We start from the raw sequence: 12,796 nt of genomic DNA on the forward strand, positions 1-12,796 counted from the left end.
CTGTCATACTCCCGGCGCCCGGACCGTCTCGGTCCGGGCGCCGTCGTGTGCGCGGCGGCCGAACTCGAGCGGTCCGCCGCCATCCCTTTTGCCCCTGACAACGGCTCGGTGTGATGATCCCGGACATGGCCGAACACGGGGGCGACGCCAACACCACGGGGAATGTCCGCAGGTCACGGCTGTACGACTACGCGGACTTCGCGACACCGGAGCACCGACCGGACGCCGCGGGCGATCCCGGTCACGGACGACGTGAGTTCGCTGTCCTGCTGGGCGAGTTCCGCCGCACTGCGGTGCTGGTGCCGGTGGCCGAGGACGGCGCCCCCCTGACAGCCGACTTCGGCGGAGTCCGCTGGATCTACGCCTTCTCCCACGAGCACGCCCTGGCCCGTTTCGCGCTCGCGCGGGGCGAGGGCGCCCGGGAGTGGGCCTACCAGCGGTGGCTGGGCGCGCGCCTGCTGGACGCGGCGGTTCCGGCGGTGGGGGTGCCGTGCGGGGTGGCGCTGGACTGCGCTGACGGGGAGGACGGCATGGTCTTCCCTCCGGTACGGGGGATCGTGCCGGACGCGGTGGCGGTGGACGTGGAGAGTGCGACGGGGGATGAGCGGTGACCGGTAAGGATCTGGCGACCGAGGGGCTGGGCCTGATCGCCAAGGGGCTGACGGATGCGCTGGGCGAGCTGAAGGAGCTGGGCGGTTTCGGCACGTCCGGGGCCGGGCGAGGCTTCGCCGGCATCGCGCTGTCCGGCCTGGAGCTGGGCCATGAGGGCCTGACGGACGAGTTCAAGTCGTTCTGCGAGCGCTGGGAGTGGGGGGTGCGGTCGCTGATCGCCGAGGGCAACGGGTTCGCGGAGAAGACGGGCCTGGCGGCCGGGACGTACTACGAGACCGACAAGTACGTCGAGGGCACGGTGAAGGTCGTGGAGAACGCGGCCGTCGGCAACCCGTACGCCTCTGAGAAAGACGTCGAGAAGATGGGCTACGGCGACATCGCGACGTCCGGTGCGTACGGCGGCGACGTCGACTACAGCGAGGAATCCTTCGAAAAGGCGTGGGCCACCGGCAAGCAGGGCTGGAAGCAGGCCGCGGACGACGTGATGACCTCGCACACCATCGGACCGGTACCGGGCGTGGGCGTCGGCGACCTGGTCGGTGACCAGCCGGGCGGTGAGGGCTGATGGGCATCGGGGATGTGACCAACGCCCTGCTGGGCGGTGCCGAGAACCTCTACGACAAGGGCAAGAAGAAGCTCGGCGAGGGCGTCGACTGGGCCACGGACAAGGTCGGCGACAAGCTGGACGAGTACGGGCTGCACAAGTGGGCCGACGTGGTGGAGGACTGGGGCGACGGGATCGCCTCCGACCTCGGCGCGACCCCCGGCGAGCAGCAGCTGGGCCAGAGCGAGGAGGCGAACGAACTCGTCCAGGGCGACCCGGCGAAGATCCGGGACAGCGCTGCACACCTGCGGGACTTCCACGCCGCGTTCGACAAGGTCAGCCAGGGCCTGAAGAAGGTCGACTCCTCCGGCTGGAAGGGCGAGGGCGGTGACGCCTTCCGCGAGAAGTTCGGCGTCCACCCCGCCAAGTGGGCCCAGGCGGCGGAGGCCTGCAAGACGGCGGCGGAGGCGCTGGACTCGTACGCCGACACCGTGAAATGGGCGCAAGGCCAGGCCAAGGAGGCCGTGGAGCTTTACAAGGAGGGCGTGAAGGCGTCCAAGGCCGCGTTCGAGACGTATCAGAAGGACGTGGCGTCGTACAAGGCCAAGGCCGACGCGGGCGAGGACCCCGGCCCGGACCCGGGGAAGTTCCACGACCCGGGCAAGGCCACCGTCCAGGCCGCGCAGCACAAGCTCGCCGAGGCCCGCAAGCAGCGCAACACCGCCGCCTCCGAAGCCCAGGGCAAGGTGAGAGCGGCCCTGGCCCACGCCCCGGCCGAACCCCCTCCCCTGGACCGCCTCAAGGGCGACCTGAAGGACGGCGCGCTGTCCACCGGCATCGAACTCACCCACTTCGCCGGAGGCGTCGCCAAGGGCACGGCCGGCCTCGTCAACTTCGTCCGCGGCCTGGACCCGACGGACCCCTACAACCTCACCCACCCGGCCGCCTACATGCAGAACGTCAGCATGACGCTCTCCGGCCTGACCTCCACCGCCGCCCACCCCGAACGCACCGCCAAGACCATGTGGGACGAGTTCCGCAAGGACCCCTCCGAGTTCAGCGGACGCATGGCCCCCCAGTTCCTCCTCGGCGACGGCGCCGGGCTGGAAGCGGGGCTGGCGCGGGACGCGGCAGAGGCGGGCCTGACCCGGCAGGCGGCGGAAGCGGCGGCAGGCAGAGAAGCGCGGGCGGGAGCCGAGGGCGCGGCCGGAAAGTCGGCCCGGGACCGGGTGAACGAGGACCCCGCCCAGCCATCCCGTACCGGTGAATCGGTGGAAAGCAAGGGCACCGACCCCATCGACCTCGCCACCGGCAAGATGTACCTGCCCCAGACGGATGTCGCCCTCCCCGGAGCGCTTCCCCTGGTTCTCACACGTCGCGTGGAGTCGGGCTACCACCTGGGCCGCTGGTTCGGCCCGTCCTGGTCCTCCACCCTGGATCAGCGCCTGGAGATCGACGCGGAGGGAGTCGTCTACGTCACGGAGGACGGCCTCCTCCTGTCGTACCCCCACCCCGCCCCCGGACTGCCCACCCTCCCCAGCCACGGCCCCCGCCTCCCCCTGGACCGCGTGGACGGTGGCTACACGATCACCGACCCGCGCACCCATCGCACCTGGCACTTCGCCGACCGAGGCCCCGGCCTGGCGGTCCTGGAACAGATCGACGACCGCAACGGCAACTGGACCACCTTCGAGTACGACACCGAGCACGCTCCCCTGGCTGTCCACACGAGCGCCGGCCAGGGCGTCCGCATCACGACGGACTCGGGCCGCGTCACGGCGTACCACCTGACCGCCACCGGTGAGGAACTGAAGCGCTTCGGCTACGCGGACGGCAACCTCACCGAGGTCATCGACTCCTCGGGCCTGCCGCTGCGCTTCACGTACGACGAGGCGGGCCACGTCACCTCCTGGACGGACACCAACAACCGCGGCTACACCTACGCGTACGACAGCCAGAACCGCTGCATCGCCGAGGGCGGCGCGGAAGGCCACATGGCCCTCCGGCTGACGTACGAGGCCCCGGACCCCACGACGGGCCTGCGCACCACGACGGCAACGACCGGCGAGGGCCACACCCGCCGCTACCTGGTCAACGACGCCTGGCAGGTCGTGGCGGAGACCGACCCACTCGGCGCGACGACACGTTACGTCCGCGACCGTTACAACCGCCTGCTGTCCACGACGGACCCGCTCGGCCACACGACCACCTTCGAGTACGACGAGGCAGGAAACCTCACACGAGTGGTCCGCCCGGACGGCCGCGAGGCACGGGCCGAGTACAACGACCTGGGCCTGCCGGTGAAGGTGGTGAACCCGGACGGCACGGTGATCCGCCAGACCTACGACGAGCGGGGCAACCGCACCTCCGTGACGGACCCGGCGGGCCAGACGACCCGCTTCACGTACACGGAGGCCGGCCACCTCACGTCGGTGACGGATCCGCTGGGCGCGACCACGACGGTCGTCCGCGACCGCGCGGGCCTCCCGGTGGAGGTGACGGATCCGCTGGGCGCGACCACACGCTACGAACACAACGCCCTGGGCCTCCCGGTCGCCATCACGGATCCGACGGGCGCCACGACCCGCCTGGAATGGTCCCCCGAAGGCCGGCTGACCCGCCGCACGGCCCCCGACGGCACCACGGAGACGTGGACGTACGACGGCGAGGGCAACTGCACGAGCCACACCGACCCCCTTGGCGGGGTCAGCCGCTTCGAGTACACGCATTTCGACCTGCTGACGGCCCGCACGACACCGGACGGCGTCCGCTACGAATTCGCGCACGACACCGAACTACGCCTGACGGCGGTCACGAACCCGCATGGCTTGACCTGGACGTACGAGTACGACCCGGCCGGCCGCCTGGTGCGGGAGACGGACTTCGACGACCGCGTACTGACGTACGAGTACGACGCGGCGGGCCACCTGGTCGCCCGCCGCAACGCGCTCGGCGAGGTGACGTCGTTCGAGCGGAACGAATTCGGCCAGGTACTGCGCAAGGACGCGGCGGGCCGCATCACCACGTACGCCTACGACCTGACCGACCAGCTGGCCCAGGCAACGGGCCCCGACGGCACGACGCTGATGCTGCTGCGCGACCGGTACGGCCGCCTGCGCTCGGAGACGGTCAACGGCCGCACAGTGACCTACGCCTACGACGCCCTGGGCCGCCGCACCAGCCGCACCACCCCGACCGGAGCCAAGACGGCCTGGTCGTACGACGCAGCGGGTCGCCGCACGGGCATGGTGGCATCGGACCGGGCGATCGACTTCGCCTACGACGAGACGGGCCGCGAACTGGCCCGCCGCATCGGCGGCACCATCACCCTGGAGCAGACTTTCGACGCCTTGGGCCGCCTCACCACCCAGTCGGTGACCGGCGCCGGGGGTCAGCGGGTCCAACACCGGGCGTACACGTACCGCGCCGACGGCAACCCGATCCGCATCGACGACCACCTCTCCGGCACCCGCCGCTTCGACCTGGACGCAACAGGCAGGGTGACCGCCGTCCATGCGGCAGGCTGGACGGAGCAGTACGCCTACGACGAGGCGGGCAACCAGACCATGGCGTCCTGGCCGTCGGAGCACCCGGGTGCGGAGGCGAAGGGCCCGCGCGCGTATGCGGGAACCCGCATTATCCGAGCCGGCAACGTCCGCTACGAACACGACGCCCTGGGCCGCATCACCCTCCGCCAGAAGACTCGTCTGTCCCGCAAGCCGGACACCTGGCGCTACGAATGGGACGCGGAAGACCGCCTGGCGTCGGTGGTGACACCCGACGGCACCCGTTGGCGCTACACCTACGACCCCCTGGGCCGCCGCACAGCGAAACTCCGTCTCGCAGGCGACGGTGAGACGGTTCTGGAACGGGTGGACTTCATCTGGGACGGCACCACCCTCTGCGAACAGACAACAACGTCCGCGGGCCTCCCCCACGCGGTCACCCTCACCTGGGACCACCAGGGCCTACGCCCCCTCTCCCAGACGGAACGCATCGCCGCGGCGAAAGCCCCGCAGGAGGAAATCGACTCCCGCTTCTTCGTCATCGTCACCGACCTGGTCGGCACACCGAACGAGCTGGTGGACGAGCAGGGCGAAATCGCCTGGCGCACCCGCAGCACCCTGTGGGGAACAACGGCGTGGTCGACAAACAGCACCACCTACACCCCTCTACGCTTCCCAGGCCAGTACTACGACCCCGAAACAGGCCTGCACTACAACTACTTCCGCCACTACGACCCCGAAATCGCCCGCTACTCGACTCCGGACCCCCTCGGACTGGCGCCCGCCCCCAATCCGTTTACTTATATCGACAACCCGCACACCTGGAGCGACCCTCTCGGTCTCGCACCGAAGGAAGGATGTCCAGAGAATCTCTCCTACAAACACTCAAACAGCCGCAACGCGGCCTTCAGGGATGCGAAACGCGACTTGCATATTCCCATGTCGCAGCAACCGGATGAGATTCGCAGGATTCCGATGACAGACCGTACGGGGCAGCAGGTCATGGACGCTTCGCACAATCCTGTCATGACGCGAGAGTACGTCTATACACGAAGCGACGGGAGTAGGGTGATCATCCAGGATCACGGGTACGGGCACTACTACGGTGAAGGCGGTGTAGGCGATCAGGGGCCACACTTCAACGTCCGTCCGTGGGAAAACCCCAGGACTGGTAAGGTCCCGGGAACTGCACAGCACTATGAGTACTGAACCGACGGAGCATAGGGCCTGATCCGTATGTCATGGACGTCATTTCTGCATTCTTCACAAGGAATCGACGCAGTTTATCAGGGGAGCGCCCCCGAATTGACCGGGGTACGCGTGCACGAGGTAGCCGTACACGAAGACGGACCCACACTTAAGCTGCGCCTGGACCTCCCCCATTACCCTGATCAGCCCCCGAAAAAATGGAAGGCGAACGGATTCAATACCGTGCAGATCGAGGTTTCGTTCAGCGGCCTTCGATCGCTCACCCTGGAAGGCTTCGGAACAAATGTAAGCGCAGATGTATCCCTACACAGAGAGGGCGACATCATTCTCGATGTGTCGTCACCCACGATGCGACTCCACGCCACCGCCGAAGTCGCCTTCATCGCCAAGCTCACGGCCTATGCCAACGAAGCATGAATCAACGGCGCCGGTGACGCGGAGGCCCATCCCGATTCATCCGATTCCCCACCCGGCGCGAGTTTCCTGATCCGCCAGGTGCGCGGCAAGCACGACCGCGGCCCCTTCGTGGAAGGCTCGCTCCCAGCCGGCGCAAGGGCGGCTGCGCGGAGTCCGCGTCCCGCGCCCGAGTCACACCAAGCCCTCCCGGGAGCAGCGCACCCGCAACGCCGTCGGTCCCTTGGTGTGCCCGTCGCCGGCAGTTCCGCCGTCTCCACGAGTCCGGTCAGGTCGCGCAGGGTGCGGCGGCAGACGGTCACGGCATTCGGGTCGTCGGGGATGTGGAGCGTGTAGTCCCAAGATTCATCTTTCGGGCATGGCTCAGCAACTCCAGTCGGTGAGTGGGATGTCCGCGTGCGGTGGCATCACCGCGATCGCCATGACAGGACGCAAGGCGCGCTTCCGCTGCACGTACGCTGCTCACCGCCGTCGTGGGGCGTCAGGGGGAGCGGGCGGCCCCGTCAACCGCCTCCGTCCCGTTTCGGTCGGCATCCCGACACATGCTTGACCTGATCATGTCAACGGCGCACCATGAGCGCCAACCGCACAGCGAACCCACAGGGACTCCCCAAGAAGGCCCCGGCAGGTTCGCATCCGCACGTCGCACGGGAACATCCCCACCTCCACCCCACAAGGAGAGTTCATGCGACTTCGCATCCGCGGCTCCGGCGCGCGCGGCGGCAGACGTACCGCCGCTCTCGGTGCGCTGCTGGCGCTCGCACTCGCCGCTCCGGTTTCCGCCGGTCTCGGCCATGCCAGTGCCGACGGCGTCCGCAGGGTCGGGTCGGCCGACGACGACGTCCGGCAGTACGAGATCCATCGGGGCACGAACGCCGTCACCCGTACGGCCATTCAGGCGACCGGTGTCACCGTCGACGAAGCCGACGAGGAGAGTGTCGTCGTCTCCGGGCGGGCCGAGCAGATCGGCAGGCTGCGCCGGATGGGGTACGACGTGCAGCCGTTGGGCGCAGCCCCGCAGCGGAGCGGGGCGCGGCTCTACGACTTCCCCAGCGCCGACGCGAAGTACCACAACTACGCCGAGATGAACGCCGAGATCGACCAGCGGCTGGCCGCCTACCCGGGCATCATGAGCAAGCGGGTGATCGGGAAGTCGTACCAGGGCCGGGACATCGTCGCCATCAAGGTCAGTGACAACGTCGGCACCGACGAGAACGAGCCGGAGGTGCTGTTCACCGCCCACCAGCACGCGCGGGAGCACCTGACCGTGGAGATGGCGCTGTACCTGCTGCGCGAACTCGGGGCCGGGTACGGGAGCGATCCCCGGATCACGGACATCGTCAACAGCCGGGAGATCTGGATCGTGCCCGATCTCAATCCGGACGGCGGCGAGTACGACATCGCCAGCGGGTCGTACCGGTCGTGGCGGAAGAACCGGCAGCCCAACTCCGGGTCGTCGTACGTCGGGACGGACCTCAACCGGAACTGGAACTACAAGTGGGGCTGCTGCGGCGGGTCGTCGGGCTCAGCGTCCTCGGAGACCTACCGCGGGTCCGCCGCCGAGTCCGCGCCCGAGGTGAAGGTCGTCTCCGACTTCGTGCGCGGCCGGGTCGTCGGGGGCAAGCAGCAGATCAAGGCCGGGATCGACTTCCACACCTACAGCGAGCTGGTGCTGTGGCCGTTCGGGTGGACGTACAACGACACCGCCACCGGGATGACCGCGGACGACGCCGCCGCTTTCAAGGCCGTCGGGCAGAAGATGGCCGCCAGCAACGGGTACACCGCGGAGCAGTCCAGCGACCTGTACATCACCGACGGGTCCATCGACGACTACCTCTGGGGTGTGCACAAGATCTTCGACTACACCTTCGAGATGTACCCGACGTCCAGCTGGGACGGAGGGTTCTACCCGCCCGACGAGGTCATCGAGCGAGAGACCTCCCGGAACAGGGACGCCGTGTTGCAGCTGCTGGAGAACGCCGACTGCATGTACCGGTCGATCGGGAAGGCCGACCAGTACTGCAGTTAGGCGTCATGCCTCCTCGAAGTAGGCGTCGAGCACCGCGTCCAGCTGCTCGTCCCACTCCTTGAAGCGCGCCCTGGCCGCCGCCTCGATCTCGATCGGGTACCAGCGGCGGTCGGGCGTGTGCACGGTGATCGTGTAACGCTTGCCGAAGCGGGGCGACTCCGTCTCGACGGCGGCGATCTCGTCCCAGCGGAACTCGCAGGTCTCCTCGTCCAGGCTGAGGCGGACGCCCTTGCGGTCGGCCACTATCCGCGCCCGGCGGTCGGAGGCCTCGAAGACCGGGCCGTCGGTCGCCGGTTCGTCGGTCGCGTCCTCGACCGGGGCGTCGGCCGGTTCTTCCGTGTCCGTGTCCAGCCCCTCGGCGGGCTGCGCCGGCTTCTCGGCCGGCGCCTTCCCGGCCTTCAGCTCCTCAGCCGTCGCCTCCACGGGATCCGGCTCCTTCGACACCGGCTCGCCCGGTGTCGGACCCGTGATCCCCGGGATGTACGCCGGGTCGAAACCGGCGCCCGTGACAGGCGCCGCCTTCAACGGCTCGGCCTTCGACGGCTTGCTGCTCGATCCTATGCGCTGCTCCACGGCGGCAGTATGGACGACTTTCCTGTGCCGGAACCAGTCAGCTCACGAACACGCTGACCACCGCCGCCACCGCGAACCCCGCCAGTGACAGCACCGACTCCAGGACCGTCCAGGTCCGCAGCGTGTCGCGCTCGCTGATGCCGAAGTACTTGGCCACCATCCAGAATCCGCCGTCGTTGACGTGCGAGGCGAAGATGGAGCCCGCCGAGACGGCCATGATGACCAGGGCGGTGAAGGCCTGCGAGTGGTGATCCTGTGTCAGCAGCGGGGCCACGATGCCCGCCGTGGTCACGATCGCCACCGTCGCCGAGCCCTGGGCGACCCGCAGCACGAGCGCGATCAGGTACGACAGGACGATCACCGGCAGACCCACGTCGTGGAAGGTGTCCGACAGCGCCTGGGCGACCCCGCCGGCCTTCAGTACGGCGCCGAAGACCCCGCCCGCGCCGACGACCAGCAGGATGTTGCCGACCGGCTTCAGGGACGCCGTCGACACCGCCTCCAGGGACTTGCGGGACCAGCCGCGACGGATGCCGAGCAGGTGGTAGGCGAGGAGGAGGGCGATCGTCAGGGCGACGAAGGGGTGCCCGAAGAACTCGACGACCGAGCGGCCGGTGAACCGGTCGAGGGCGATGGAGGAGAAGGTGGCGGCGAGGATCAGGATCAGCGGCGTACCGATGATGACGAGGACCGTGCCCAGCGGCACCGGGTCCTCGCGTGGCTCCGCACCCGAGGCCCGCTGCTCCTGGACGACGGCCCGCCTGGCCTCCTCCGCCGCCTCCACCATGTCCTGCGGTACGGCGACGAAGACGCGGCGGCCGGTCCAGGCGGCGTACGCCCAGGCGGCCAGGACGGCCGGGACGCCGCAGACGACGCCCATGAGGATCACCCAGCCCAGCTGTACGTGCAGCAGTCCGGCCGCGGCCACCGGGCCCGGGTGCGGGGGCAGGAAGGCGTGGGTCATCGACAGGCCGGCCAGCAGGGGCAGGCAGTACAGCAGGACCGACCCGCCGCCGCGCTTCGCCGCCGCGTGGACGATCGGTGCCAGGACGAAGATGCCGACGTCGAAGAAGACCGGGATGCCGAAGACCAGGCCTGTCACCCCCATCGCGAGAGGGGCCCGGTGCTCGCCGAACAGGGCCAGCAGGCGCGCGGCCAGTACCTCGGCGCCGCCGCTGACTTCGAGGACCGCGCCGAGCATCGTCCCCAGGCCGATGATGATCGCGACGTGGCCGAGGATGCCGCCCATGCCGGACTCGATGGTGGACACCGCGTCCGAGCGCTGCACCGTGCCGAAGAGTTCGGTGACCGACAGGCCGGCCAGCAGGCCCACGGCCACGGAGACGACGAGCAGGGCGACGAACGGCTGAAGCCTGACCTTGATGATCAGGAAGAGGAGCAGGGCTATGCCCACGGCGGCGACCGTGAGCAGTCCGGCCGTGCCGTCGACGAGGAGGAGCAGGCCTCCGGTGTGGGGTGGGGCGGCGGGGGCGGTGGCGGGAACGGCGAGGAAGCACGGCATACGGGGGTCCTCTACGTGAACGCATGCTGCTTTCGGGCAGGGGGGATCGCGGCACGGCGCCGGGAGGGCGCCGTGCCGGAGAGGGCGTGCGTCGGGGAGTGCCAGGGGGGCCGCGGGAGTCCGGTGCCGGTCAGCCCAGTACGGCGAGCGCGTCGATCTCGACGAGGAGGCCGGCCGGCAGGCCGACGTAGACCGTCGTGCGGGCGGCGGGCGGCTGGGTGAGAGCCTGCTCCTCGAAGTAGGCGTCGTAGATCTCGTTCATCTCGGCGAAGTGGGCGGTGTCGGTGAGGTAGACGCGGATCATCATCACGTCGTCCCAGCCGGCGCCGCCCTCCTCCAGGATCGCCTTGACGTTGGCGAGGGTCTGGAGGGTCTGCGCGCGCAGGGTGGGTCCGGCCGGCGTGGGGGGCTTGCCCTCCTCGGCGGGCAGGAAGCCGACCTGGCCGGCGACCTGGAGGATGTTGCCCTTCCGCACGCCGTGCGAGAACTTCGCGGTCGGGGTGGTGTGGGTGTTCGGGGTGAGCGCGGTCTTGCCGGTCATACGGTGGGGTCCTTCGCTGGGGTTCGTCCGGAGTACTCGCCGCTGATCGCGTCGGCCGTACGGCGTACCAGCGGGAGGAGGGTGAGGAGTTCCTCGGCGGTGACGACGACGTTCGGCGCGGACACCGACATCGCGGCGACCACGCGGCCGTCGGCGCCGCGGATGGGGGCGGCGACGCAGTTGATGGACTCCTCGTGGCCACCGAGGTCGGTGGCCCAGCCCTGTTCGCGCACCGCGGCCAGCTCCTTCAGGAAGGCGTCGGCGTTCGGGGTCGAACGGGGCGTGTACAGGGGGTAGTCGAGCCGCTCGGCGAGGGCGCGGCGCTCGGGTTCGGGCAGGTCGGCGAGGAGCAGTTTGGCCACGGCGGCGACGGTGACGGCGACGGGCTTGCCGATCCGGGAGTACATGCGGACCGGGTAGCGGCTCTCCACCTTGTCGATGTAGAGGACCTCGTTGTCCTCGTGGACGGCGAGGTGGACGGTGTGCCCGCACTGTTCGTTGAGCCGTACGAGGTGGGGGTGGGCGATCTCGCGGATGTCGAGGTTCTCCATCGCCTCCTGGGCGAGGGCGAAGAGGCGGGCGCCGAGGCGGTAGCGCTGGTCGGACTGGCGGTAGACCAGGCCGTGTTCGTGCAGGGTGCGCAGGAGCCGGAGGGCCGTGGACTTGTGGACGCCGAGGCGGTCGGCGACCCGGCCCAGGTCGGCGGGGCCCTCGGCGAGCAGGGGCAGGATGCTCAGGGCGCGGTCGACGGTCTGACTCATGGGATGTTCGCCTCCTCCGGGGCCCGATCGGCCTGCGTCCAGCCGGGGCCGAGTCGAAGTCTCCCCCATGCGTCGTCGTCCAGGGCGGCGAGGCGGTCGGCGTGGTCGCGGGCGGGGGGCGCGGCGAGGTCTCCGGGGGCGGTGAGGGCGGCGGCGGCGAAGAGGTGGCCGTGGCGCAGGCGGTCCCGCACGGGGAGGCCGCGCAGGGTCGCGGAGAGGAATCCGGCGGCGAAGGCGTCCCCGGCGCCGGTGGTGGCCACGACGGCCGTGCGCAGGGCCGGTTCGAAGGTCCCGGCGCCGCGCGCGCCCGTACCCCGTCGTCCGAACGCCGTCGCCCCCTTCTCCCCCTGCTTGACCACCAGGACCGCCGGTTCCGGCAGTTCCCCGCGGATCGCGTCGGGGCCGCCCGTGACGCCCCAGGCCTCCTCGGCCTCGTCCTCGCCCACGAACACGATGTCCGCGCGCCGGGCCAGGTCCAGCAGCACCCGGCCGGCTTCGCCGTCGCGCCACAGCCCGGGCCGGTGGTTGACGTCGAAGGACACCGGCGGGCGGTCCGGGGCGGGGGCCGTCAGCGCGTGGAGCAGTTCCCGGCAGTCGTCCGACAGGGCCGCCGTGATGCCGGACAGGTGCAGGACACGGGCCGCGCGCACCGCCGTCAGGTCCACGGTGGCCGGGGACATCGCCGACGCCGCCGATCCCGTCCGGTAGTACGCCACCTCGTGCGCGCCCGTGCTCCGGTCCCCCGCGGTACGGAAGTACACCCCGGTGGGCCGGTGCGGGTCGCGGTGGACGGCGGTGACGTCGACGCCGTACCCGGCGATGCGCTCCACGAGATGGTCGCCGAAGCCGTCGGCGCCGACCCGGCCGACCCAGCGTGCCGTGTGTCCGAAGGCGGCCAGCGCGCAGGCGACGTTGGACTCGGCGCCGCCGATGGCCCGGTCGAAGGAGGGGACGTCGGCGAGGCGGCCGGGGCGACTGGGCAGGAAGGCGACCATGGACTCGCCGAGCGTCACCACGTCCGCGGTTTCCCACGCCGGTGCAACGGCCGGGGCGTAAGCAGCGTCGTCGATGATGACTCCTGTCGG

Annotated in this window: 10 protein-coding genes and 1 pseudogene; 5 read left to right on the forward strand and 6 right to left on the reverse strand. The window is 69.9% G+C overall.

Annotated features, from left to right (window positions below; genetic code table 11):
* Window positions 1-125 precede the first annotated feature (125 nt).
* From ACZ4VF_RS17250 to ACZ4VF_RS17265, 4 genes are read left to right on the forward strand one after another with little or no spacing between them, the layout of a single operon-like run.
* The gene (locus tag ACZ4VF_RS17250; protein WP_467926760.1) at window positions 126-611 is read left to right on the forward strand and encodes a hypothetical protein; all 486 of its coding nucleotides are present in this window, start codon (window positions 126-128) and stop codon (window positions 609-611) included.
* On the forward strand, window positions 608-1,177 hold the full coding sequence (locus ACZ4VF_RS17255; RefSeq protein WP_467926761.1) for a hypothetical protein: 570 nt from the start codon (window positions 608-610) through the stop codon (window positions 1,175-1,177). The genes ACZ4VF_RS17250 and ACZ4VF_RS17255 overlap by 4 nt, the downstream gene beginning before the upstream one ends.
* Complete coding sequence (locus ACZ4VF_RS17260) at window positions 1,177-5,871, forward strand: putative T7SS-secreted protein (protein WP_467926763.1); 4,695 nt, start codon at window positions 1,177-1,179, stop codon at window positions 5,869-5,871. The genes ACZ4VF_RS17255 and ACZ4VF_RS17260 overlap by 1 nt, the downstream gene beginning before the upstream one ends.
* Before the next feature lie 27 nt (window positions 5,872-5,898).
* Window positions 5,899-6,288 (forward strand): Imm50 family immunity protein, encoded by a 390-nt coding sequence (locus ACZ4VF_RS17265; protein WP_467926764.1) that lies wholly within the window; start codon window positions 5,899-5,901, stop codon window positions 6,286-6,288.
* 1 nt (window position 6,289) lies between these two features.
* Here ACZ4VF_RS17265 and ACZ4VF_RS17270 read toward each other — a convergent pair.
* Window positions 6,290-6,608 (reverse strand): annotated as a pseudogene (locus tag ACZ4VF_RS17270) (ATP-binding protein).
* Window positions 6,609-6,970: 362 nt separating this feature from the next.
* Here ACZ4VF_RS17270 and ACZ4VF_RS17275 point away from each other — a divergent pair.
* Window positions 6,971-8,314: a M14 family metallopeptidase gene (locus ACZ4VF_RS17275; protein WP_467926765.1), complete on the forward strand. Its 1,344-nt coding sequence runs from the start codon at window positions 6,971-6,973 to the stop codon at window positions 8,312-8,314.
* Between the two features lie 3 nt (window positions 8,315-8,317).
* Here the strand turns inward: ACZ4VF_RS17275 and ACZ4VF_RS17280 are convergent, their stop codons facing one another.
* The 5 genes from ACZ4VF_RS17280 to ACZ4VF_RS17300 form a co-directional block, all read right to left on the reverse strand.
* A complete protein-coding gene (locus ACZ4VF_RS17280; protein WP_467926766.1) occupies window positions 8,318-8,887 on the reverse strand; it encodes a hypothetical protein in 570 nt (189 codons plus the stop codon).
* Between the two features lie 37 nt (window positions 8,888-8,924).
* Window positions 8,925-10,409 (reverse strand): GntP family permease, encoded by a 1,485-nt coding sequence (locus ACZ4VF_RS17285; RefSeq protein WP_467926768.1) that lies wholly within the window; start codon window positions 10,407-10,409, stop codon window positions 8,925-8,927.
* Between the two features lie 130 nt (window positions 10,410-10,539).
* Complete coding sequence (locus tag ACZ4VF_RS17290) at window positions 10,540-10,950, reverse strand: RidA family protein (RefSeq protein ID WP_467926769.1); 411 nt, start codon at window positions 10,948-10,950, stop codon at window positions 10,540-10,542.
* Window positions 10,947-11,711 carry an IclR family transcriptional regulator gene (locus ACZ4VF_RS17295; RefSeq protein WP_467926770.1) on the reverse strand — a complete coding sequence of 255 codons (765 nt, stop codon included), beginning with the start codon at window positions 11,709-11,711 and terminating at the stop codon, window positions 10,947-10,949. The genes ACZ4VF_RS17290 and ACZ4VF_RS17295 overlap by 4 nt, the downstream gene beginning before the upstream one ends.
* On the reverse strand, window positions 11,708-12,781 hold the full coding sequence (locus ACZ4VF_RS17300; RefSeq protein ID WP_467927358.1) for a sugar kinase: 1,074 nt from the start codon (window positions 12,779-12,781) through the stop codon (window positions 11,708-11,710). Before ACZ4VF_RS17300 ends, ACZ4VF_RS17295 begins: the two co-directional genes overlap by 4 nt.
* Window positions 12,782-12,796: the final 15 nt, after the last annotated feature.

The sequence above is a fragment of the Streptomyces sp. NPDC029151 genome, from assembly GCF_055564315.1.